General features: G+C 72.2%; 25 protein-coding genes and 1 pseudogene. 15 read left to right on the forward strand and 11 right to left on the reverse strand.

Going from position 1 to position 22227, the window contains the following annotated elements; genetic code table 11:
- Positions 1-23: 23 nt before the first annotated feature.
- The 5 genes from ABD830_RS18490 to ABD830_RS18510 all read left to right on the forward strand — a co-directional run bounded on the left by ABD830_RS18490 (position 24) and on the right by ABD830_RS18510 (position 4271).
- The gene (locus ABD830_RS18490; protein ID WP_344988632.1) at positions 24-902 is read left to right on the forward strand and encodes a class I SAM-dependent methyltransferase; all 879 of its coding nucleotides are present in this window, start codon (positions 24-26) and stop codon (positions 900-902) included.
- 49 nt (positions 903-951) lie between these two features.
- Positions 952-1815, forward strand: a complete 864-nt coding sequence (locus ABD830_RS18495; protein ID WP_344988633.1) for an SMP-30/gluconolactonase/LRE family protein — start codon at positions 952-954, stop codon at positions 1813-1815.
- 92 nt (positions 1816-1907) lie between these two features.
- On the forward strand, positions 1908-2513 hold the full coding sequence (locus tag ABD830_RS18500; RefSeq protein WP_344988635.1) for a TetR/AcrR family transcriptional regulator: 606 nt from the start codon (positions 1908-1910) through the stop codon (positions 2511-2513).
- A complete protein-coding gene (locus tag ABD830_RS18505) occupies positions 2497-3003 on the forward strand; it encodes an FBP domain-containing protein (protein ID WP_344988636.1) in 507 nt (168 codons plus the stop codon). Before ABD830_RS18500 ends, ABD830_RS18505 begins: the two co-directional genes overlap by 17 nt.
- Positions 3004-3107: 104 nt before the next feature.
- Positions 3108-4271: a cytochrome P450 family protein gene (locus ABD830_RS18510; protein WP_344988638.1), complete on the forward strand. Its 1164-nt coding sequence runs from the start codon at positions 3108-3110 to the stop codon at positions 4269-4271.
- On the opposite strand, the gene ABD830_RS18515 is transcribed toward ABD830_RS18510, so the two are convergent.
- The 6 genes and pseudogenes from ABD830_RS18515 to ABD830_RS18540 form a co-directional block, all read right to left on the reverse strand.
- On the reverse strand, positions 4261-4482 hold the full coding sequence (locus ABD830_RS18515; protein ID WP_344988640.1) for a hypothetical protein: 222 nt from the start codon (positions 4480-4482) through the stop codon (positions 4261-4263). The two genes, ABD830_RS18510 and ABD830_RS18515, sit on opposite strands and share 11 nt — an antisense overlap.
- A gap of 222 nt (positions 4483-4704) precedes the next feature.
- Positions 4705-5481 (reverse strand): annotated as a pseudogene (locus ABD830_RS18520) (pentapeptide repeat-containing protein); the annotation flags it as partial.
- Between the two features lie 75 nt (positions 5482-5556).
- A complete protein-coding gene (locus tag ABD830_RS18525) occupies positions 5557-5961 on the reverse strand; it encodes a GNAT family N-acetyltransferase (protein ID WP_344988642.1) in 405 nt (134 codons plus the stop codon).
- Positions 5962-6029: 68 nt separating this feature from the next.
- The gene (gene uppS, locus ABD830_RS18530; RefSeq protein ID WP_344988644.1) at positions 6030-6806 is read right to left on the reverse strand and encodes a polyprenyl diphosphate synthase; all 777 of its coding nucleotides are present in this window, start codon (positions 6804-6806) and stop codon (positions 6030-6032) included.
- Positions 6793-7737 (reverse strand): RNA polymerase sigma factor SigJ, encoded by a 945-nt coding sequence (gene sigJ, locus ABD830_RS18535; protein ID WP_344988646.1) that lies wholly within the window; start codon positions 7735-7737, stop codon positions 6793-6795. Before sigJ ends, uppS begins: the two co-directional genes overlap by 14 nt.
- 96 nt (positions 7738-7833) lie before the next feature.
- Complete coding sequence (locus tag ABD830_RS18540; RefSeq protein WP_344988648.1) at positions 7834-8805, reverse strand: small ribosomal subunit Rsm22 family protein; 972 nt, start codon at positions 8803-8805, stop codon at positions 7834-7836.
- A gap of 346 nt (positions 8806-9151) precedes the next feature.
- Between ABD830_RS18540 and ABD830_RS18545 the strand changes: the two genes are divergently transcribed.
- Positions 9152-9406, forward strand: coding sequence for an alpha/beta fold hydrolase (locus tag ABD830_RS18545; RefSeq protein ID WP_344988650.1), 255 nt, complete (start codon positions 9152-9154; stop codon positions 9404-9406).
- Here the strand turns inward: ABD830_RS18545 and ABD830_RS18550 are convergent.
- Positions 9396-9872: a MarR family winged helix-turn-helix transcriptional regulator gene (locus ABD830_RS18550; RefSeq protein WP_344988652.1), complete on the reverse strand. Its 477-nt coding sequence runs from the start codon at positions 9870-9872 to the stop codon at positions 9396-9398. The genes ABD830_RS18545 and ABD830_RS18550 overlap by 11 nt on opposite strands.
- Positions 9873-9972: 100 nt before the next feature.
- Between ABD830_RS18550 and ABD830_RS18555 the strand changes: the two genes are divergently transcribed.
- Both ABD830_RS18555 and ABD830_RS18560 read left to right on the forward strand, forming a co-directional pair.
- Positions 9973-11532, forward strand: coding sequence for an LLM class flavin-dependent oxidoreductase (locus ABD830_RS18555; RefSeq protein ID WP_344988654.1), 1560 nt, complete (start codon positions 9973-9975; stop codon positions 11530-11532).
- A gap of 93 nt (positions 11533-11625) precedes the next feature.
- On the forward strand, positions 11626-13266 hold the full coding sequence (locus ABD830_RS18560) for a transposase (RefSeq protein WP_344988656.1): 1641 nt from the start codon (positions 11626-11628) through the stop codon (positions 13264-13266).
- Positions 13267-13460: 194 nt separating this feature from the next.
- Here the strand turns inward: ABD830_RS18560 and ABD830_RS18565 are convergent, their stop codons facing one another.
- Positions 13461-14651 carry an MFS transporter gene (locus ABD830_RS18565; RefSeq protein WP_344988658.1) on the reverse strand — a complete coding sequence of 397 codons (1191 nt, stop codon included), beginning with the start codon at positions 14649-14651 and terminating at the stop codon, positions 13461-13463.
- Positions 14652-14705: 54 nt separating this feature from the next.
- Here ABD830_RS18565 and ABD830_RS18570 point away from each other — a divergent pair, with 54 nt between their 5' ends.
- Positions 14706-15077 carry a MerR family transcriptional regulator gene (locus tag ABD830_RS18570; protein WP_344988660.1) on the forward strand — a complete coding sequence of 124 codons (372 nt, stop codon included), beginning with the start codon at positions 14706-14708 and terminating at the stop codon, positions 15075-15077.
- A 205-nt stretch (positions 15078-15282) separates the two neighbouring features.
- Here ABD830_RS18570 and ABD830_RS18575 read toward each other — a convergent pair whose 3' ends face one another.
- The gene (locus ABD830_RS18575; protein ID WP_344988662.1) at positions 15283-15603 is read right to left on the reverse strand and encodes a GYD domain-containing protein; all 321 of its coding nucleotides are present in this window, start codon (positions 15601-15603) and stop codon (positions 15283-15285) included.
- A gap of 224 nt (positions 15604-15827) precedes the next feature.
- Between ABD830_RS18575 and ABD830_RS18580 the strand changes: the two genes are divergently transcribed.
- The 4 genes from ABD830_RS18580 to ABD830_RS18595 all read left to right on the forward strand — a co-directional run bounded on the left by ABD830_RS18580 (position 15828) and on the right by ABD830_RS18595 (position 18095).
- A complete protein-coding gene (locus ABD830_RS18580) occupies positions 15828-16100 on the forward strand; it encodes a hypothetical protein (protein ID WP_344988664.1) in 273 nt (90 codons plus the stop codon).
- A 109-nt stretch (positions 16101-16209) separates the two neighbouring features.
- Positions 16210-17202, forward strand: coding sequence for a calcium:cation antiporter (locus ABD830_RS18585; protein ID WP_344988666.1), 993 nt, complete (start codon positions 16210-16212; stop codon positions 17200-17202).
- Positions 17203-17257: 55 nt separating this feature from the next.
- The gene (locus tag ABD830_RS18590) at positions 17258-17659 is read left to right on the forward strand and encodes a helix-turn-helix domain-containing protein (RefSeq protein WP_344988667.1); all 402 of its coding nucleotides are present in this window, start codon (positions 17258-17260) and stop codon (positions 17657-17659) included.
- Between the two features lie 34 nt (positions 17660-17693).
- Positions 17694-18095, forward strand: coding sequence for a DUF4180 domain-containing protein (locus tag ABD830_RS18595; protein ID WP_344988668.1), 402 nt, complete (start codon positions 17694-17696; stop codon positions 18093-18095).
- On the opposite strand, the gene ABD830_RS18600 is transcribed toward ABD830_RS18595, so the two are convergent.
- On the reverse strand, positions 18059-18934 hold the full coding sequence (locus ABD830_RS18600; RefSeq protein ID WP_344988669.1) for an LLM class flavin-dependent oxidoreductase: 876 nt from the start codon (positions 18932-18934) through the stop codon (positions 18059-18061). The two genes, ABD830_RS18595 and ABD830_RS18600, sit on opposite strands and share 37 nt — an antisense overlap.
- A gap of 274 nt (positions 18935-19208) precedes the next feature.
- On the opposite strand from ABD830_RS18600, the gene ABD830_RS18605 reads away from it, so the two are divergent.
- Positions 19209-20729, forward strand: a complete 1521-nt coding sequence (locus tag ABD830_RS18605; RefSeq protein ID WP_344988671.1) for a histidine kinase — start codon at positions 19209-19211, stop codon at positions 20727-20729.
- 20 nt (positions 20730-20749) lie between these two features.
- On the opposite strand, the gene ABD830_RS18610 is transcribed toward ABD830_RS18605, so the two are convergent.
- Entirely contained in the window at positions 20750-21394 is a 645-nt protein-coding gene (locus tag ABD830_RS18610; RefSeq protein WP_344988673.1) for a response regulator transcription factor, read from the reverse strand.
- A gap of 92 nt (positions 21395-21486) precedes the next feature.
- On the opposite strand from ABD830_RS18610, the gene ABD830_RS18615 reads away from it, so the two are divergent.
- Positions 21487-22227 (forward strand): ABC transporter ATP-binding protein, encoded by a 741-nt coding sequence (locus ABD830_RS18615; RefSeq protein ID WP_344988674.1) that lies wholly within the window; start codon positions 21487-21489, stop codon positions 22225-22227.

The raw sequence follows: 22227 nt of genomic DNA on the forward strand, positions 1-22227 counted from the left end.
ATTCGTGGTCCTATCAAGCAACCATGAGCGAGCGGAGCAGTGACATGACCGTCGGCGACGAGATCTGCACCATCAAGCGCACGCAGGCCGAGGACTGGGACGCGGCCGCGCAGGGTCTGGAGGGATTCGTGGACGACCTGGAGTCCGGCCTGTCGTCGGCCACCCGCCGGCTCGTCGAGCTGGCCTCCCCGCGCCCCGGCCAGCGCGTCCTCGACCTCGGCACCGGCTACGGAGAGCCCGCGCTCTCGGTGGCCCCGCTGCTGCGGCCCGGCGGCCACGTGACCGGCATCGACCTGTCCGACGAGATGATCGAGCTGGCCCGCAGTCGCGCCGGCGGCGAACCGGACGTCGAGTTCCGTGTCGGCGACTTCGACACCCTCGACCTGCCGGACGCGTCGGCGGACGCCGTCCTGGCCCGCTTCGCCCTGATGTTCGCCCCCGAGCCGGTCCACACCTTCACGGAGATCCGGCGCGTCCTGGCCCCTGGAGGTGTCCTGGCCGCGACCGTGTGGGCCTCTCCCCAGCTCAACGGCTTCGCCACCGGCACCTTGGCCATCGCCCGCGCCCTCGGCGCCACCCCGCCGCCCGGCGCGCCGGGCCCCTTCTCCATGGCCGACCTCGACACGCTGATCGGGCAGCTGCGAGAGGCGGGGTTCGCCGACGTCAGCAGTGAGGAACTGGTGGTCCCGTTCAGAATCGCCGGCCTCGACCGCTACGTACAGATCACCCTGGCCGTCACGGCGCCCAGGCTGCTCGCCGCGGCCCGGCAGCGCCTCGGCTCCGACGCCGCGGTCGCCGACCTCATCAGCGCCGCCGCCCGGCCCCATCTCGACGGCGACGGCACCGTCGTGCTGCCCTCGACCGCCTTCTGCGTACGCGCCGTCGCCCCGGCACAGCGCTGAAGGCACCGATAGGGTCTGGATCACGACCCTGCGACCCCAGGAGAGCGGCATGAGCCTCGCCCCGTACACCGTGACCGATCCCGTCGCCGAGCACGGTGAGGGGCCCGTGTGGTCGAGCCGCTGGGGCGGGCTGCGGTGGGTGGACATGCTGGCCGGTGACATGCTCGCGCTCGACGCCCGGGGCAAGGTGCGCCGCCGCCATGTGGGCAAGGTGGCCGCCGTCGTGCGGCCGCGCGTGTCCGGCGGCTATGTGGTCGCGGCCGAGCGCGAGCTGCTGCTGTCCGACGCCGACGACCTGGACGCCCCGCTGCGCTCGCTGGGCGAGGCCTGGAGCGACCCTGCCGTCCGGATGAACGACGGCGGCTGCGACCCCGACGGCCGCTTCTACATCGGGAGCATGGCCTACGACGCGAGCCCGGGCCGCGGGTCGTTCTACGTGGCCGAGCCCGGCGGCGGACTGCGGGTGGTGCTGTCCGGGGTGACCATCTCGAACGGCTTCGACTTCAGCCCGGACGGCGCCCTGGCCTACTACGCCGACACCACGACGGGCCGGGTGGACGTGCTCGACTACGACCCGGAGGGCGGGCTGAGCGGGCGCCGCCCGTTCGCCGTCGTCGATCCCGGACAGGGGCAGCCCGACGGGCTGACGGTCGACGCCGAGGGCGGGGTGTGGGTGGCGCTGTGGCAGGGCGGGGCCGTGCATCGCTACGACGCGAGCGGCCGGCTCGACGCGGTCGTCAACCTGCCCGTACGGAAGGTCACCGCGGTGACGTTCGGCGGCGAGAGCCTCGACCGGCTGTTCATCACCACCTCGGCCCTCGGTGTGGACCGCGCCGAGCAGCCGGACGCGGGCGCCGTCTTCGCCGCCGACCCCGGCGTGCGGGGACGGCCGGTCCTGCCGGCCGCCCTGTGACTCAGCGGCGGTGGTCGCCGACGGCGCCGTCGTCCATAAACCTAGGGATGCTAGGATTTAAACTAGAAGCCCTAGGTTAGGAAGAGGTGCCCATGGCTCGTGCCGGGCTGACGGCGGACCGGGTGACCGAGGCGGCCGCGGAGCTGGCCGACGAGGTCGGGTTCGACAGCATCACCGTGTCCGCGCTGGCACGCAGGTTCGGGGTGGCGGACGCGAGCCTCTACTCGCACGTCAAGAACCTTCAGGACCTGCGCACCCGCGTGGCCGTCCTGGCCGCGCGCGAGCTGGCCGACCGGCTCTCCGACGCGACGGCGGGACGGTCGGGCAAGGACTCGCTGACCGGGTTCGCCAACGCCTGGCGCGATTTCGCGCTGACCCGTCCCGGCCGCTACCAGGCCACCCAGATGCCCGTCGGCCCGGACGTCGTGGCCGCGTCCCAGGGGCACCAGCGCATCATGTCCCTCACGTACGCGCACCTGAGCGCGTACGGGCTGCCCGAGCCCGACCTGACCGACGCCATCCGCCTGCTGCGCAGCACGTACCAGGGCTTCTTCGAGCTGGAGGCGAGCGGCGGGTTCCAGCATGCGCGCAGTCTCCAGGCGTCCTGGACGAAGATCCTCGACGCACTCGACAGCGCGCTGCGCCATTGGCAGGTTACCGATCGACCCCCAGGAAACGACCATGAATCCGATCACTGAACACGACATCCGCACGTCCTTCGTCAACTGCTCCAAGGGCGAGGCCCGCAGGCTCAACCTCCCGCGCGACCTGGCCGAGTCACCCTGGCCCGACCTCGACTTCCTGGGCTGGCGCGATCCGGGGGCGCCGGAACGGGCGTACCTGGTGGCCGAGCGCCGCGGCGAGCTGGTCGGCGTGGCGCTGCGGCCGGCACAGGAGGCGCGCAGGAGTTTCACCAAGTCCACCCTGTGCTCGGTCTGCGTGACGCCGCACGCGGGCACCGGCGTCGCGCTGTTCACCGCACCCAGGGTCGGCGCCGCCGGCCGCCAGGGCAACACGGTCGGCGCGTACATGTGCGCCGACCTGGCCTGCTCGCTCTATGTGCGCGACAAGAAGCAGACGGAGCTGGGCACGCGGTTCGAGTCGCTCACGGTCGAGGAGCGCATCGTACGGGCGGCCGCGAACCTGGACGGCTTCCTGGAGCGCGTGCTCGACGGCACCGTTCACTGACGGCGCACCAGGCAGAGCCTCATCCCGCATTGTCGCTCGCCCGTAGAACGGGATACCTTGACCATTCAGATGATGCCATCATTCGAATGGACCGAGGAGCGGCTATGACCGGCGTGCCCGAGATCGACCTGACCGATCCCACCGTGCTGCGCGACCCTTTCACCGCGTACACCGCCGCCAGAGAACAGTCGCCGGTGGCTCGGCTGCTCGCGCCCGGCTTCGGGCCGTTCTGGGCGGTGACGCGGCACGAGGAGGCCAGGGCGATGCTGAGTGACCCGCGGCTGGCCACCAACGAGCACAGTTACCAGCGGCCCGACGTGCCGGAGCACTGCCTGCCGTACATGCGCACCATGTCCGAGATGAACGGCGCCGAGCACGCGCGGCTGCGCAGGCTGGTCGCGCCGGCGTTCACGCCGCGCAGGGCGGCGGAGTTCGGGCCGAGGATCGAGGCGATCGTCGAGCGCCTGCTCGACGATCTGCCCGCGCGCCCGGATCTGCTGGCGGACTTCGCGCGCCCGCTGCCGATCGAGGTGATCTGCGAGATGGTCGGCATTCCCACCGCCGACCGCCCCAAGTGGCGCGAGTACGGCGCCGCGGTCGTGGCCGGACACGGCGCGAGCTTCCAGGACGCCATCCCGCGCATCCTGGAAGGCGCCGAGGCCGCGGTCGCCAGGGGGCGGGAGAGGCCCGGCGAGGGACTGATCTCCGACCTCGCCCGCATCATGGAGGAGGATGGCGACCGCCTGTCCGACACCGAGCTGGTCACCATGGTCTGGACCCTCGTCCTGGCCGGTCAGACGCCCACGAACCTCATCGCCAACGCCGTCGCCACCCTCCTCTCCCACCCCGATCAGCTCGCCGCGCTGCGGGCCGAGCCCGCGCTGATGCCGCGGGCGGTGGAGGAGCTGACGCGCTGGTGCGGGCCGCAGCTGCTGACCATCCCCCGCTTCACCACGGAGGACCTCGAGATCGGCGGCGTGCCCATCCCCAAGGGCGTGCCGGTTACGGCTTCGATCGCCTCCGCCAACCGCGACCCCCGCGCCTTCGACGAGGCGGACCGGCTCGACATCCGGCGGGAGCCGTCACCGCATCTCGGGTTCGCGCACGGACCGCACTTCTGTGTCGGCGCGTCGCTGGCTCGCGCGCAGACCGGTATCGCGATCGGCGCCCTGCTGCGCCGCTTCCCCGATCTGGCGCTCGCCGGCGAGCTCCGGTACACACCCGACCCTGGCACCTGGCGCCTGACGTCGCTGCCCGTCACCGTCTGAGACGGCGCGCGATCGGCAGCTCGTCGCCCCCGAGCCGGTAGCGGCCGGTCCGCTCCCCGGCTCGAGCGGCGCGGACGGGCTCAGGTAGGCCCAGTCCGCGACCGGCTCGGCCCGGCAGCGCCTTGGCGGTCGTGACCAGGTCGTCCTCGTAGCCGGGCGCGGGCCGGGTGGCGCCGACGACAAGGTCCTGGCCGGCGCTCAGCGCGGCCACGTCATCGACGTTCGAGGCGTCACCCGCGCGGGCGCGCGCGGCGGGGCCGGCGGCGAGAGCCCTCGGGCGGAGCCGGTGACGCGGACGTCAGCGGCGACGGCGCCGGCCGGACCCGGCGCCGCGCCCCCGACCCGCGCCGGGTTCCGAACCGACGCCTCGAGCCGAGCCCGCACTCCGCCCGGAGCCCGCACCCCGGGACGCGCCCTCGTAGCGGGTGGCGGGCCAGTGGCCTGGGCGGGTGAGAGTGGCGGGAAGGCGGGTGGCGGCGTCGCCCTTGGCGGCGTTGAGCTGGGCCTGGGTGAGGAAGATACTGCCGGTGAGGTCGGCTCCCGCCAGGTCGGCACCGCGCAGATCGGCCCCGATCAGGTCGGCCTCGCGCAGATCGGCGCCCCGGAGGTCGGCGCCGATCAGATAGGCCCCGCGCAGATTGGCCGCCCGCAGGTCGGCGCCCGCCAGCCGGGCCCCGATCAGGTCGGCTCCCCTGCGGTCCTTCCCCTTGCGCCCGGCCCTGGCCAGCTCACTGGCACGCAGCAACAGGGTGTTGACCTCGGCCCGGTGTGCCGCGACGTCCAGTTTCTCCAGCACGTCGGCGCTCTCCCGGGTGAGCCGCTCGGTCTCGGCGAGCGCCTGGGCCAGCTCGGCGTGGACCTCCCGGGCAGCCTCCAACGACAGCGCCTCGGCCAGGTACCACAGCAGCTCGTGCAGCTGCCGCATGACGGGGAACACGGCGTACATCTGCTTGGCCGTGCCCGGGGCCGCCCGCCAGCTCGAGCCGCCGAAGGTGACCTGGGAGACCTTCTGCCCCGCGCCGAAGCAGTCGAAGACGGTGCAGCCCGGATAGCCGCGCTCCCTGAGCTGCGCGTGGATGGAACAGCGGAAGTCGTCGCGCAGGTTGCGGCAGGGCTGCCCGGCGTCCTTGTCGGCGGCGAAGTCGGCCGACGCCGCGAACGGCAGCGCGACGCAGCACAGCCCGAAGCAGCTCTCGCAGTCGGCCAGCAGGCCGAGCTCGCGGGGGTGGGTTCCGGGCAACGTGCTGCTCTCCGTTCGCGTCAGGTAGGGCCACGTCAAGGGTACTCAGTCGTGGACGTACGGCGTCGTCGTGGTGAGCGCCTCGAACCCCAGCCGCAGCAGGATGGGACGGCTCTGGCTGGAGGCGTCCACCTGCAGATGATCGTATCCGCGCGCGGCCGCCTCGCGGGCCCGGTAGGCGACGAGTGCGCGGTAGACGCCCCTCCCCCGCCATTCCGGTACGGTCCCGCCGCCCCAGCGGCTGGCGAACCGGGCGCCCGGGTGCAGGTCCATGCGGGCCGCGCTGACCGGCACGTCGCCGGCCATGGCGAGGACGGCGACGACGTCGCCGGCGGCGAGCTGGTCGAGCAGGCGCTCCCTGATGCGCTCGCGGGTCGCGCCGAAGGCCTGCTCATGCACCTCGGCCACCAGCTCCACGTCGTCAGAGCCGGTCACCGGGACCAGCCGCACGCCCTCGGGGGTCGGGCCCGTCGGGGCGGGCCTCCCGGCGCATCTGCCGGTCGAAGAGCTCCAGCACCTCAGCCCCCGAACCGCCGCTGGCGGGCGGCGAAGCTGCGCAGCGCGCGCAGGAAGTCGATCTCGCGGAAGGCGGGCCAGTACGCCTCGCAGAAGTACAGCTCGGAGTAGGCGGACTGCCAGAGCAGGAAGTTGGACAGCCGCTGCTCGCCGCTGGTGCGGATGACGAGGTCGGGGTCGGGCTGACCGGCGGTGTACAGGTGGGGGGCGATGTCGTCCACGCTCAGGGTCGAGGCCAGCTCCACCATGGACTGCCCGGCCTCGGCCCGCTCGTACAGCAGCTCGCGCAGGGCGTCGATGACCTCCTGGCGGCCGCCGTACCCGATGGCCAGCGTGAGGTGGAAACCGGTCTCGCACGTGCGGGTCGCCTCGACGGCGCTCTTGAGTGCGCGGGCGGTGGTGTCGGGCAGCATGTCGAGCAGGCCCGCGACGTGGACGCGCCAGCGGGCGTCGGGGCGGTCGAACCGGTCGGTGACCATCTGTTCGATCACCCGCAGCAGGTAGGCGACCTCCTCGCCGCCGCGGCGCTCGAGGTTCTCCGTCGAGCACAGGAACACGGTCACGTGCTGGATGCCCAGGCCCTCGCACCACGACAGGACGTGCTCGATGTGCTCGGCGCCGTACTTGTGGCCGATGCTCGGGCTGGGCAGGCCCTGCTGCTTGGCCCAGCGCCGGTTGCCGTCCATGATCAGGCCGACGTGGCGGGGCAGCGGCCCGGCCGTGGCCTGGCGGCGCAGGCGCCGGGCGTAGAGGGAATGAAGGAGGTCAGTCGTCCACATGATCCAAGGATGGCGCACCCGCGGGGCCGGAGGCCCCTCCTTCCCGATGTGCCGGGCCGAGGTGGGTGAGCTTGTCGGGGTTGGTGATGATGTAGATCCCGTTCACCTGCTCGCCGTCCGGGGTGAGGTCGAGCACCATCATGCCGAACGGCGCGTCGCCGTCGAACACCACGGCGGACGGGTCGCCGTTCACCTCGCGGTGGTGGACGTCAAGACCGGCGGGCACGCGGTCGAAGCCCGAGGTGAGCAGCCTGGCCACCTTGTCGCGGCCGTGGACGGGGCGCAGGCCGGGCTGCGGCGCCTTGCCGCCGCCGTCCGACCAGAGGGTCACGTCCGGTGCCAGCAGCCGCAGCAGGCCCGTCAGGTCGCCGCCGAACACGGCCGCCAGGAACTTCTCGGTGGCCCTGCGCCGCAGCCCCGGGTCCACGTCGTAGCGGGGCCGGCGGGCGTGGACGTGCTCGCGGGCGCGGTGGGCGAGCTGGCGCACGGACGCCGAGGTACGGTCGAGAATCTCGGCGATCTCCGTGTGCGCGTAGCCGAAGACCTCGTGCAGCAGGAACACCACGCGTTCCGTCGGGCTGAGCGACTGGAGCACCACGAGCAGCGCCATCGACACCGACTCGGCGCGCAGGGCCTCGCCTGAGGCGTCCTCCTGGTCGCCGGTGGCGACGGGCTCGGGCAGCCACGGGCCGACGTACTGCTCGCGGCGGCGGTCGATGCTCTCCTGGCGGGCCAGCGCCCGGTTGATCGCGATGCGTACGAGGTAGGCGCGCGGGTTGGCGATCTCCTCGCCCGACTCGCTGCGCGGCGCCCAGGCCAGCCACGTCTCCTGCAGCACGTCCTCGGTGTCGGCGACGCTGCCCAGCATGTTGTAGACAACGGAGAACAACAGCTCTCGGTGGTCGACGAAGACCTGGGTGGCCTCTGGCATCGCGGTGTCCTCCTGGAGGGGTCACGGCCGTCTACCTGGTGAGAGCCCTCGCGCCCCGGCGAGTGTGACAGGCTGGGCGCGAATGTGACCGGCGTCTCATTCCGTACGCGGCCAGGCGTCGCCCCAGTCGGCGTCCCGCGCGGCGCGGTAGAGGTCGCCCTGCCGCTTGGACACGATCACGTCGCTGACCTCGTCGTCGCCCGTGCACAGGCGCAGGGACACCACGCCCTTGCGCTTGACCGGGTGGCGCAGGATCCGGGCCTCGGCCCGCTCCGCCGGGACCGTCGTGGCGGCCACGTACGAGAACTTCTCGTCCTCGAAGCTGAGCGTGCCCGCCTTGATCCGCCGGTGCAGGGAGCTCCTCGGGAGCCGGACGGAGAAGTGGCACCAGTCGCGTCCCGGCACGATCGGGCAGGGGCCGTCGTGGGGGCAGGGGGCCACGATGGTCAGGCCGCGGGCGGCCAGGACCTCCCTGGCCTCGGCGACGGTGGCGTAGCCCGCGGGGGTGCCGGGCTCGACGACGATCACCATGGCGGCGTCGGCGGCCAGCCAGCCGACGATCTCCCGGCGCTGCGCCTCGGGCAGCTCGCCCAGCGCGTACGACATGGTCACCAGGTCGGCCGGGGGCCGGTCGAGGCCGGGGCGGACCGACGCCTGCCGCCAGGTGACGCCGCGGAGCGACCCGGACGTCCGGGCGAGGCGTTTGCCCAGGTCGATGATGTGCGGGTCGTGTTCGATGACGGTGATCTGCTCGAGGGAGCCCCACGTCCGGTCCGCCGCCCAGATCGCCGCCCCGGTGCCGCCGCCCACGTCGAGGTGCGTCCTGGGCCGGAAGCCCGGGGTCAAGGTGGCGGCCTGACGCATGGCCGTGGCGGCGGCGGCGTACGTGGCGGGCATCCGGTAGGCGGCGTACGCGGCGACGTCGGCCCGCGACCTGATATGGGTGCCTCCTCCCGTGCCCGTACGGTAGCTCTGGGTGAGGCGCGCGACGGAGTCGGACAGGTCTTGCGGCGAGTAGCCGGACACGGCGTTGTCCAGTGCGGCTCTGAGTTCATCGGGCAGGAGCATGTACAGACCTCAGCGGATTCCTTGAGCGGGGCGGACGGGACGCCAGAGTGGTGCCGTCGCCACCGGCCCAAGCCATTATCGGCCACGCCGCGCCCTGGCCGAGAGCGGCTGCGCCCCCGGCGAACAGCCGCGTTCCCCGGCCCCTCGCCGCAGTAGCGTCCTTGGTGTGCTGATCGTCGACAACGTCAAGGTCGTGTACGAGGAGGCCGGTCCCGCGGCGCCCGCGGGCGGCCGGCAGCTCGATGGGCGGCGCATACGCGACCGAGGCCGCGCTGGCCGCCCCCTCCCGGGTCGACGAGGTGTGGGAGGCCGCGGTGGAGATGTGCCATCTGGTGTTCGAACGCTCGTGGACCGGCCCCCGATCCACGGAACGCTTCCTCACCCCGCCACCCGCCTGCACGAGATCAGCGCCCCCACGCTGGTGATCAACGGCCTGTCGAACGTGCCCGGCATCCAGGAGGTCTCCGGCCTGCTGGCGAAGGGCATCCCCGGCGCCCGGCGCCTCGACCTCCCCGAGACTGGTCACCTGCCGCCACTCGAGCGCCCGAAGGAGGTGACGGCGGCCCTGACGGCGTTCCTGGCGGACGTCTTCACCGGGTGATGACGGGCGCGGTGGCCTGCTGGGCGCGTCCCGTCCGGATGGTGTGCTCGGCCAGGAGGCCGCCGATGGCCGACGTCAGCAGCTCCCTGTGCTCCTCCGGCAGCTCCCTCGTCAACGCGTCCAGCTGCCGCGCGACCCCCTCGTGGGCCAGCACGCCGATCCGGGTCCCCTCCGTGCTCAGCTCGATCAGGCAGGCCCGCCGGTCACGGGAGTCGCGGGTGCGGACCACCAGCCCCCGTTTCTCGGCCCGGTCCACGAGCCCGGTCAGGCTCGACTTCTCCAGGTGCAGCGCGCGTGTCAGCTCGGTCATCCCCACGGGCCCGTCGATGAGCAGGCACAGCAGCTGCGCCTGCTGGGGCGTCAGGTCGTGCTCCCTGCTGACCTCCCCGAACACCTGCTGCACCAGATGCGCCAGCCGTACGAGCGCTTCGGTGAACCGCAGGGCCGGCTCCTTCGTCGTCACCACGGCACCGAGTCTACTTGACAATGGTTCACAGTACGAACTAATTTCGTTATCGCTCTCAACTGTTCGTACAACCAACCAAAGGCCCGGCCAAGGAGCCCCCATGCCCGACTACGGCCACGACCTGCTCTTCGGGGCGAACATCGTGCCCTCCGCCCAGCAGGCGGACACCGTCGTAGCCCTCTCCCAGCTCGCCGAGCGCGCCGGGTTCGACCTCGTCAGCTTCCAGGACCACCCGTACCAGCCCGCTTTCCTCGACACCTGGACGCTGCTCAGCTACGTCGCCGCCGCCACCGAGCGGATCCGGCTGGCGGCCAACGTGCATCCGCTGCCACTGCGGCCGCCCGCCATGCTGGCGCAGGCCGCGGCCAGTCTCGACCTCCTCAGCCGTGGCCGGTTCGAGCTCGCGCTCGGCAGTGGCGGGTTCAGGGACGCGATCTCCTCCATGGGCGGCCCGCGTCTCACGCCTGGCCAGGCTGTGGACGCGCTTGAGGAGGGCATCGCGATCATCCGCGCCGCCTGGGACACCGACGCCGCCGGCGACATCGGCCACAGCGGCGAGCACTATCAGGTCTCCGCCCCGCGCGGCCCCCGTCCGGCCCACGACATCGGCATCTGGCTGGGCGCGTACAAGCCCCGCATGCTCCGCGTGACGGGCCGCCTGGCCGACGGGTGGCTCCCGTCCCTGCCCTACCTCCGCTCGGTCGGCGAGCTCGGTGAGGGCAACGCCGTCATCGACGAGGCCGCCGCCGAGGCGGGCCGCTCGCCCCGCGACATCCGCCGGCTGCTCAACCTCGGCGAGGAGCTTCCCGCGGACCAGCTCGCCGAGCTGGCCCTCACGTACGGGATCAGCGTCTTCAACATCGTGGCCGGCGACCCTCGCCAGATCCAGCGCTTCGCCCAGGAGACCGCCCCGGCCGTACGCGAGCTCGTCGCGGCGGAACGCGACCGGGCCGTACGCGAGCCCGTCACCACGGAACGCGACCGGGCCGTACGCGAGCCCGCCGCCGCAGAACGCGACCAGGCCCGTCAGGACACCGGCTCGGGAGACACCCCGCAGGACGACGCCCCGTTGCCCGCCACCCCGACCCCGGACGACGGCGTACGGCTCACCGACATCCGCGTGTGGGACGAGGCCGCCCGCCCCACCGCCCCGCGCTCCGACCCCGGGAGGCGCTACACGCCCGCGGAGCAGGCCAACGCCCAGCACCTCATCGACGTGCACGATCACCTGCGCGGCGAGCTCGCCCAGCTCCGCGACCTCGTCGATCAGGTCGCCGCGGGCACGATCGACGCGGGTGCCGCCCGCTCCCACATCTCCACGATGACCATGCGCCAGAACAACTGGACGCTCGGCGCCTACTGCGAGTCCTACTGCCGCCTCGTCACCATGCACCACTCCGCCGAGGACGCCATGGTCTTCCCCACGCTGCGCCGCGCCGAGCCCGCTCTCACCCCCGTGATCGACCGCCTCGAGGAAGAGCACCACGCCATCCACAAGATCCTCGAACGGGTGGACCGCGCCCTCGTCGCCTTCGTCGGCGACCCGGCCGGCCTCGACGACCTGCGTACCGCGGTGGACCTGCTCACCGACAGCCTGCTGTCCCACCTGTCGTACGAGGAGCGCGAGCTCGTCGGGCCCCTGGCCAGGCACGGCTTCTAGGTGACTGGTGTTTTTTGATCTATCTCGCGTCGGTCTCGCCTGTTGTGCCATGGTGATCGGTGTTGGTCACCGGGAGCGGGGAGAGACCGAGCGATGGCAGTGGGCCAGACTCCGATGCAGCCGGGGTTGCTGTCCTCCACGGTGAGTTTTGTCGAGGGTCGGCTGGCGCCGAACTCGATCTACACGGTGCTGCACCGTGAGTGCCGGAATCTGTTTCCGGACGAGATGTTCGCCGACCTGTTCGCTGAGGATGGGCGCCGGTCGGTGCCGCCGATGATCGTGGCGGTGGTGATGGTGCTGCAGCGGCTGGAGGGGCTGTCGGATCGCGAGGCGGTGGATCGGTTCGCCTTCGATGTGCGGTGGAAGTACGCCGCCGGCGGGCTGGACTTCGACCATCCAGGGTTCGTGCACACCGTGCTGGTGGACATGCGGGCCCGGCTGGCCGCCTCCGACCAGCCAGACCGGATCTTCGAGCGGACCGTGGAGGTGGCCGCCCGGGCCGGGCTGATCGGCCGCAAGCGGGTGCTGGACTCGGCACCGATCTATGACGCGGTGGCCACCCAGGACACCATCACGCTGATCCGCTCGGCGATCCGGGGCGTGCTGCGCGCCTCCGACCGGGAGTTGCGGGTCGCGCTGCGGGCGGTGATCTCCAGCGGGGACGCCTACACCGATCTCGGTAAGCCGGTCATCGACTGGACCGAACAAGCGGAGCGGGAGGCGCTGATCGACTCGCGGGCCCGCGATGGGTTCGCGCTGCTAGCCGTGCTGGACGGACGGAAGGTGGCTGAGGAGGTCGATCAGGCGGCACGATTGCTGGCCACCGTGCTCGGCCAGGACCTGCAGCACGGCGAGGACGGGGTGTTTCGGATCGCCCGCAAGGTGGCCAAGGACCGTGTCATCTCCACCGTCGATGCCGAGGCGCGACACGGCCGCAAGACGGTGGAGCGCTCGTTCGACGGATACAAAGGCCACATCGCCGAAGACCCCGACAGCGAGATCATCACTGCCACCCGGGTGACGGCAGGCAACGTGGGCGATGCCGAACCGGCCGCCGAACTCCTGGCTGACCTCCTGTCCGAGCAGGCCGAGCACGCCGAGCAGGCCGAGCACGCCGAGCAGGCCGAGCAGGCCGAGCAGGCCGAGCAGGCCGAGCAGGCCGAGCAGGCCGAGGTTTATGGTGATGCCGCCTACGGCACCGGGCCGATGCTTGCCAAGCTCGACCGGGCGCAAATCGAGGCGATGGTCAAGACGCAGCCCTCCAGCGCGCCCGGAGGTCGCTTCACCAAGGATGCCTTCACCGTCGATCTGGAGGCCGGGCGGGTGATCTGCCCGAACCAGATCGTCAAGGAGATCCGCTGGCATCGCAATGGCAGTGGCGTGGCGGCCTTCGGCTCCGCATGCGCGGGATGCCCGCTCCGGGAGCGGTGCACCACCGCCAAGGACGGCCGCGACATCAACCTCAGCCCGCACGAGGCACACTTGGCCCGGGGCCGGGCCAACAGTGCCGATCCCGGCTGGCTGGCCCGATACCGCGCCACCCGGCCCAAGGTCGAACGCAAGATCGCGCATCTGATGCGGCGACGGCATGGCGGACGCCGCGCCCGCATGCGCGGCACCACCAAAGTCGACGCGGACTTTTCTTTGCTGGCCGCCGCTGTCAACCTGGCACGCCTGGCGGTGCTCGGCGTTACTTCCACCTCAACCGGGCGATGGGCAGCGACAATGGCCTGACCAGGGAGAACAACCGCACGCCACGGTTACGGAAGGCCAGCGGACACCCTTCGGAACCCCTGTGGATAACTCGGCAGAGCAGGGCTGACCCGAACCCCGCAAAGGCCGGGCCACCCAAGCTCGATCACAGGCCCGGCTCAGCAGATCGCGATCGAGATTCAACCGGCCGGGATCGACCGCTTAACACCAGCGACCTAGGAGCGGCGGGCGGGGAAGGCGTGGCGGCGCGCCGCCACCACGATCGCGAGGGCCGCGACCACCAGCGGCAGCGAGGTCCACGGCAGCGCGCCCGCCCCCGCGCCCTCCAGCACCACCCCGCCGGCCAGCGACCCGGCCGCGATGCCCGCGTTGTACACGGTGGTCTGCATGGACGTGGCCACGTCCGCGTTCCCCGCGCCCGTGGCGTCCACCAGAGCCGTCTGCAGCAACGTGGGCACCCCGCCGAAGGCCGCCCCCCACAGCCCGACCGCCCCGAGCAGCGCCCAGTCCCGCCCTCCGAGGAGGGCCAGCACGGTCATGGCCCCCGCCACCACGCCCAGCACGGCCACGAGCGCCACCCGCGGGAACCGGTCGATCACGGCGCCGGTGACCCAGATCCCCGCCACCGTCCCGACCCCGAACACGAGCAGCACGAGGCTGGTCTCCCCGAACCCGGCGAAGGCCACGAACGGCGCCAGGTACGTGTACATCGCCTGATGTCCCACCAGCACCAGCACCGTCACCCCGAGGACCGTACGGACCCCGGGAAGGACCGCCACCCGTCGCAGCGGCACCCGCGCGGCGGCCGCCTCGCCGGGAAAGCCCGGCACCTTCCACAGCACCCATCCCACCAGCACGAGCGCGACGACGGCCAGGCCCAGGAAGGCCGCACGCCACCCGAAGGCCGAGGCCAGGGCCGCACCGGCCGGGATCCCCGCGCACAGCGCCACCGTGATCCCCGCCGAGACGATCGCGATCGCCCGCCCGCGCCGCTCGGCCGGCACCATCCGCGCCGCGTAGCCGACCAGCATCGCCCACAGGATCCCGCCCATGACCCCGGCCAGCACCCGCGCCCCGAACGTCACCGCGTACGACGACGAGAGCCCGGTCACCGCGTTGAACAGGGCGAACCCCGTCAGCGCCGAAACCAGCACCGGCCGCCGCGGCAGCCCGCGCAGCAGCGCCGTCACCGGGATCGCCGACAGGGTGGACGCCACCGCGTACGCCGTCACCAGGAACCCGGCCCGCCCCTCGGGCACCTCCAGCGCCCGCGCCATCGGCGGCAGCAGCCCGGCGGGAAGCAGCTCGGTCATCACCGCCGTGAACGCCGCCGAGAACAGCGCCAGCAGCCCCGACCACGGCATCCGCACCACGCGGACCGCGTCGGCGATCGTCGCACCAGACATGCCGCCTATGCTGAAACCTTCACATCAATGTGAAGGCAAGCCGGGAGGCCCGCCATGAAGATCGGCGAACTGTCGCGCCTCACGGGCGTGCCCACCCGCATGCTCCGCTACTACGAGGAGCAGGACCTCCTGCACCCCGACCGGGCCGGCAACGGCTACCGCCGGTATCCCGAGTCGGCCGTGTACCGGGTCCAGCAGATCCGCGGGCTGCTCGACTCCGGCCTCACCACGGAGATCATCCGCCGGATCCTCCCGTTCCTGAACAGGCCCGACGAGATCCACCTGCACCCGCAGTGTCTCACTCCCGAGCTGGCCGAACTCCTCGAGGCCGAGGCGAGCCGCATCCAGCAGCGCATCGACTGCCTGTCCCGCAACCGCGACGCCATCCACGCGTATCTCGCCGCCGTACGAGCCGCGGGCCTTTAGATTCGGAGAAACAGGTGTCTGTCGGGAGCGGTCCCGTTCGTCGGTGGGGTGGACAGGCGCGGCCGGGGCGAGAGCGGCGACAGCGACACGTTCGCGGTCCGACGTCCCGCCGAAGGTGCTCGCTCCCGTCCCGACCGACTTCCTCAACTGAACGGAAGCCGACGGAAGCGGACGGATCAGCAGGCTGAGCGCGTACGGCCCTCTGTCAGGCGCCCGGAGACCGGTACTCCACGTCCTTCCTGGCGGCCTCGTCGATCTCCTCCGGCGTCATCAGGACAACCGTCTTCATCAGCACCCCGCCGGACGCCGACACGTTCAGCCCCACGGCGGCCGAAGCCACGTTGTCCGGCATGTCGACGATGACGTACACGTCGTTCTCGCCGAACGCGAAGTACATCTGCTCGACCCGGCCACCGACACTCGCCGCCATGCGCTCCACCGCCTGACGGCGTCCGGTGCCTCCTTCCCGGAGCACCCCCTTGGCGCCGTCCGCAGTGTAGGTCGATTGAATGAGGTATTTGGGCATGGTTGAACCCTTCTCGTTTCCGCCGCTCCCGCGCTCAGACGTCACGGTATGGAACGGATCGATGGCGACACGGGAGCCGCCACTGTGCCGCAACGGAACGGACCAAGGTTTTGCCGCCGTTGAGGCTTTCATCGACCGAGCAGTCGCGTGCTGTGCTCGACCACCGGGTAGCCCCGTCGAGACAGCGATTTAGGGGGAATCCGATGATTCGAATGCTTCACAAGATGGGAATACGGTCCACGACGATGTACGCGGCAGGGCTGGCCTCGATCGGGTTGTCGGTCGCGAGCTGGGCCACCTCGCTGAGGTACGAGCGCGCCGGCATCGACCGGGCCGACCGCTGGGGCATCTTCATCGGGCAGTGGGCGCCCACCTTCTTCGCGCTCGGCACCGCGCTCCAGATGGAGGAGACGCGCCAGGAGACGATGTCGGAGGAGCAGCGCATGCGCATGGGCGAGCGCGAACCCTCACACATGCCTGTGGGGGCGCACGCCTGACCGAGGCTCTTCGTCTCCGAAGACGCGGCCCGGCCTTCTCGGAGGCCGGGCTTTGCGCTGTCCCTGGCCATCACGACGTCACGGATCGCGCGAGCTGCCGGTCGTCCTGGTGATCCTCGTGGCTCTGCTGCTGGCCGGGGCCGTGCTGGCCGCCGTACATCACGCGGAGGTCATCGCCCACCGCGTCGGCGAGCCGTTCGGGTCGTTGGTGCTGGCCGTGGCCGTGACGGTGATCGAGGTGGCGCTCATCGTCAGCCTCATGATCTCCGGTGGCGCGCAGACGGGGGCGCTGGCGCGCGACACCGTGTTCGCGGCGGTGATGATCACCTGCAACGGGATCGTCGGGCTGTCGCTGCTCACCGTCACGCTCAAACGTCGGATCGCGGCGTTCAACGCGGAGGGCACCGGCACGGCGCTGGCCACCGTGGCCACGCTGAGCACGCTGAGCCTGGTGCTGCCCACGTTCACGACGAGCGCGCAGGGGCCGGCCTTCTCACCCGCGCAGCTCGGGTTCGCGGCGGTGGTGTCCCTCGCGCTGTACGGGCTGTTCGTGCTGACGCAGACCGTACGCCATCGTGACTACTTCCTGCCCGTCCAGGCGGAGGGCCGGCCGCCCGCCGAGGAGGAGCACGCCCCTCGGCCCTCGGGGCGCACCGCGCTGACCAGCCTCGGGATGTTGCTGGTCGCGCTGGTGTCCGTGGTCGGCCTGGCGAAGGTGGAGCCGCCCGTGATCGAGACGGCCGTGTCGGCGGCCGGGCTGCCGCAGGCCGTGGTGGGCGTGGTCATCGCGCTGCTGGTGCTGCTGCCCGAGACCATCGCCGCCATCCGCGCGGCCAGGCGCGACCAGGTGCAGATCAGCCTCAACCTGGCGCTCGGGTCGGCGATGGTCAGCATCGGGCTGACCATCCCGGCCATCGCGGTGGCGTCGATCTGGCTGGACGGGCCGCTGCTGCTCGGCCTCGGCGGCACGCACATGGTGCTGCTCGCCCTGACGGTCGTGGTCTCCACGCTCACGGTGGTGCCGGGGCGGGCGACCCTGCTCCAGAGCGGGGTGCACCTGGTGCTGTTCGCCTCGTTCCTCTCCCTGGCGGTCAGTCCCTGATCATATTCCCTATACGGGTGCTTCACTCCCTTGATATGCCATTATAGAGAGCGATATGGAGCAATACACCGTCGAACAGGCCGCGGCACTGCTGGGGCTGCACGTCAAGACCGTCCGCAACTACGTACGGGACGGGCGACTGCCCGCCGTGCGCGTCGGCAAGCGGTACCGGATCGCCAAGGACGACCTCGCGGCGTTCGCGGGGCTGCCGGTCGGCGCTCCCGCGGCGCCCCGCCGCGCCGAGGTGTCCAGCATCGTGCAGATCGACGGCATCACCAGGCCAGACATGGACCGGGTCAGCACGATGGTCCTGGCCTCACTGGCGGGCCGCCCGCACGGCCTGCGCGTGGAGTTCGCCTACGACGAGGAGCGCGCTCACCTGAAGGTCATCGTGCTGGGCGGGCTGGAGGAGAGCGCCCAGGTCCTGCGCATCGTGGACGCGCTGGTCCGCGATTGACGCCCCGGCACATCGGGATCATGGGAGTTGCAGGATGCTTGACGACAGTGTGTACGTCTGCGAGCCGCACGGCGAGCCGCTGCGCGAGAGCAGCGACGCGCTCGACCTCCTCGGCGAGGCCTTCGGCAGGGGCGCCACCTGGGTGGCCGTCCCGGCCGAGCGGCTCCACGACGACTTCTTCGCGCTGCGCACCGGCGTGGCGGGCGAGTTCGCGCAGAAGTTCGTCAACTACCGCGTCGGCCTGGCCATCGTGGGGGACGTCTCCCGCTTCACCGCCGCCAGCTCCGCGCTGCGCGACTGGGTGCTCGAGTCGAACCGGGGTGCCCACATCTGGTTCGTCGGCGACCTGGAGGAGCTGGCGGCGCGGCGGTCAGCTCGCGAACATCCCACCGGTGGCGTTCACGAACGTCGCGGCGAGGCCGCCGGCCCGGTCTGAGGGGCCGTCCGGGGACGGCGGGCGGCCACCGCGGCCAGCATCTCCCAGGCCGCCTCCGGGTGCAGCGTCTCCTCCGGGTCCTGGTGGAAGGGGTCGAGGACGACGGTCTCCGCGCCGAGCAGCCGCAGCGCCTCCAGGTCCGCCATCACCTGGTCGATCGTGCCCTCCCCCGCGCGCCGCTCCTCCAGCGGCGAGTCCGTGATCCGCAGCAGGATCCTGGGCGCCAGGGCGGGCGCCGGTCGGCCCTGCTCGGCGGCGATGTCCTGCACGCGCGACCACGTCTCGCGCAGCCAGGAAACGCTGCTGCGCAGGGGGTGCCACGCGTCGCCGTACCGCACGGCCCTGCGCAGGGCCGCCTCGCTGCCGCCGCCCACCCAGATCGGCACGCCGCCGGAGCGGTAGTCGCGCTCGTCGGCCCAGGCGGTGCGGATGGCGGCGAGGTACTCGTCGGTCACCTTGCCGCGCCGCTCGTACGCCGCCCCGAGCGCCTCGAACTCCTGCCGCGCCCATCCGACCCCCACGCCGAGCACCAGCCGCCCGCCGCTGAGATCGTTGAGGTTGGCCGCCATGCGGGCCACGAGGAGCGGATGACGGTACGGCACGAGGATCACGGTGGTGCCGAGGCCGATCCCCGAGGTGATGCCGGCCAGCCAGGAGAGCGTCGTGAACGGCTCGTAGAACGGCGCCGGATACTGCTCGGCCACGTCGGGAGTGATCACCACGTGGTCGGAGACCATGAGCAGGTCGAACCCGAGCCCTTCGACCGTCTGCGCCCACCGCCGCAGCACGTCGGGATCGGTGCCGGGGCCGAAGTTCGGGACGTTCACGCCAAGTCGCATCGACCCAGGTTAAACCAGGACACCCGCCCCGGCCCGGCTCGCGTGCCGGAGGGCGCGACGCGGCCGCTAAAGTGAGTGGATCTTCCAGACCGCCGTCCTCGCCCTGGCCCTGCTCGCGACAGCCGGTGACCTCTTCTTCGGCCTGAGCCACCCCGGGCCGCCGTCGCTCCCCCAGCTGCTCCTGCTCGCGCTGGGCCTGGCGGGCGGCTGGTCGTTCGTCGCCGTCGGCCTCGTCGTCAGGGCCAGGCAGCCCGCCGGCCGCTCCGGCGGGCTGATGACCGGAGCCGGGCTCTGCCTGCTGCTCTCGGGGGTCAACTACCTCGACGAGCGCTGGTCCGTACTGGCGGGAAACGTCATCGGGTGGCTGGCGCTGACGATGCTCGCGCACGTCGTGCTGGTCATGCCGGAAGGCAGGGCCGTCGGGCGCGGGCAACGGGCCACGGTGCTCGTCCTGTACCTCGGCATGGCGCAGGCGCTGGCCGTCTGGCTGCGGTTCGGACGGCTGGGCGACGGCAGCTGCACCTGCCTGCCGCTGGTGCCCGTCGGCGAGAGCCTGTCACGGCCGCTGATCGCCGCCCTCGCCGTGTTCCTGTGGCTGTTCGGGCTCGCGCTGACGGCGATGCTCGCCTGGCGCTGGCTGGTCCGGCTGCCCGCGCCGCGCCGCCACACGTTCGCCCCCGTCGCGCTGGCCGGCGGGCTGATGCTGCTCGCCACCTGGACGCGGCAGGCCGTCTACCTGTGGCCGGACGCCGCCGACTCCGATCTCCAGGCCGTCCTGCACGGGCTGCAACTCGTCACGCTGGTGCTCTGGCCGCTGGGGGTGCTGGCGGGGCTGGTCCGCGCCCGGCTGGACCAGGCGGCGGTGGCGCGGCTCGCCGACCGGCTCGGCCCGTCACCGGGCGCCCTGGAGGCCACGCTCGCCGGCGTGCTGCGCGACCCGACGCTGCGGCTCGGCTACCGCACGGGCGACGGGTACGCGGGCACGGCGGGCGACCCGCTCACCGTGCCGGGCACGCGGTCCGCCGCGTACCTGGAGATCGACGGGGAGCCGGCGGCCGTGCTGCTCTATGACCCCGCGCTGGACCTCGATCCTGAGCCGGTGCGGTCGGCGGCGGCCATCGCCCGGCTGGTCGTGGAGAACGAGCGCATGCGGGCCGAGCTGGCCGCCCAGCTCGCGGAGGTCCGCGCGTCCAGGGCCCGCATCGTCGCCGCCGGTGACGCGGAACGCCGACGGATCGAGCGCAACCTGCACGACGGAGCCCAGCAGCGGCTGGCCGGGCTCGCCGTGCTGCTCGGGCACGCCCGGCTCCGCAACGCCGACGCCGAGGTGGCGGGCCTGCTCGACGAGGCGGTGACGGGCCTGCGCGCGGCGCTGGCCGAGCTGCGCGAGCTGGCGGGCGGCATCCACCCGGCCATCCTGTCCCAGGCGGGGCTGGCCGCCGCGCTGCGCTCGCTCGCCGAGCGCTCGCCCGTCCCGGCCGTGGTGGAGGAGGCGCCGGACGGCCGGCTGCCGCCCGAGGCCGAGCAGGCCGCCTACTTCGCCGCCGCGGAGGCGCTCGCCAACGTGGCCAAGCACGCCGGCGCGTCCAAGGCGACGATCAGCGCCGTCGTACGCGACGGGATCCTGCTGCTGGAGGTCGGGGACGACGGGAACGGCGGCGCGCGGGCGGAGGCGGGGACGGGCCTGCGCGGTCTCGCCGATCGCGTGGCGGCGCTCGACGGCACCCTGCGCGTGCACAGCCCGCCCGGCCAGGGCACCCGCGTGACGGCCGAGATCCCGCTCAAGGAGAGCTGACCCCTGGGGGGCCTCCGCCGTCATGCCCGCAGGTAGGTCAGGACGGCCAGGACACGGCGGTGGTCGTCCTCCGTCGCGGTCAGCCCCAGCCGGACGAAGATGTTGTGCACGTGCGTCTCGACCGTCTTGGGGCTCAGGTGCAGGCGGCGGCTGATCGCCTGGTTGGAGCGGCCCTCGGCCATCAGCGCGAGCACCTCCCGCTCCCTGTCGCTGAGCCGCGCGACGGGTCCGTTCACGCGCCGCCTGCCGACGAGCCGCTGGACGACGTCCGGGTCGATCACCGTGGCCCCGTCGCGCACCCGCTTGAGCGCGTCGGTCAGCTCGGTGACGTCGGCGACCCGGTCCTTGAGCAGGTAGCCGACCCCGCGGGCGTCCTCGCCCAGCAGGGCGATCGCGTGCTGCGCCTCGATGTGGTTCGACAGCACCAGCACGCCCACCCCCGGGTGCTCCCTGCGGATGCGGTGGGCCGCCTCCAGCCCCTCGGCGTTGAAGCCGGGCGGCATGCGTACGTCCACGATGACGACGTCGGGCGGGTCGGCCCGGACCGCCGCGAGCAGGGCCGGGGCGTCACCGGCCTCCGCGCTGACCGTCACGCCGCAGTCGCCGAGCAACCTGGCCAGCCCCTGCCTGAACAACACACTGTCCTCAGCGAGCACGACGCGCATAGTGGGACACAGCCTAGCTTTCAGGGTTAACCCTGAGCGGTTTGGGGGACCGCCCGGTGGGCAACCGGTCCGGGCGTTGCCAGCCTTTCAGGGTGAAAGACTTCGACTCCACGGCGGCCGTCAGGCTGATAGAGGTGACCAGGCGTTTCGGCCGCGGCAAGAGCGCCGTGGCGGCGCTGCGCGGCGTGTCCGTCGGCCTGAGGGCCGGCACCTTCACCGCGATCATGGGCCCGTCGGGATCGGGCAAGAGCACCCTGCTGCAGTGCGCCGCGGGCCTCGACCGGCCGACCTCCGGCCGGGTGCTGCTGGGCGAGACCGACCTGGCCACGATGAGCGAGTCGCGGCTGACGAAGCTGCGCCGCGACCGCATCGGTTTCGTGTTCCAGTCGTTCAACCTCATCCCCGCGCTGACCGCGCGGCAGAACATCACGCTGCCGCTGCGGCTGGCGGGGCGCCGCGCCGACAAGGACTGGCTGGAGGACCTGGTCAAGCGCACCGGGCTGAGCCAGCGGATCGGCCACCGGCCCACGGAGATGTCGGGCGGGCAGCAGCAGCGGGTGGCGATCGCCCGCGCGCTGATCACCCGGCCGGCCGTCGTGTTCGGCGACGAGCCGACGGGCGCCCTCGACATCGCCACCGGCCGGGAGATCCTCGGCCTGCTCAGAGAGGTCGTCGACACGCTCGGCCAGACCCTGGTGATGGTCACCCACGACCCCGTCGCCGCCTCCTACGCCGACCAGGTGCTCTTCCTGGCCGACGGCTCGATCGTCGACAGCATGGACCGGCCCGGCGCCGACCAGGTCGCCGCGCGGCTGACGCGCCTCGGCGGGTGA

This window comes from Nonomuraea helvata (assembly GCF_039535785.1).
Taxonomy (GTDB): Bacteria; Actinomycetota; Actinomycetes; order Streptosporangiales; family Streptosporangiaceae; genus Nonomuraea; species Nonomuraea helvata.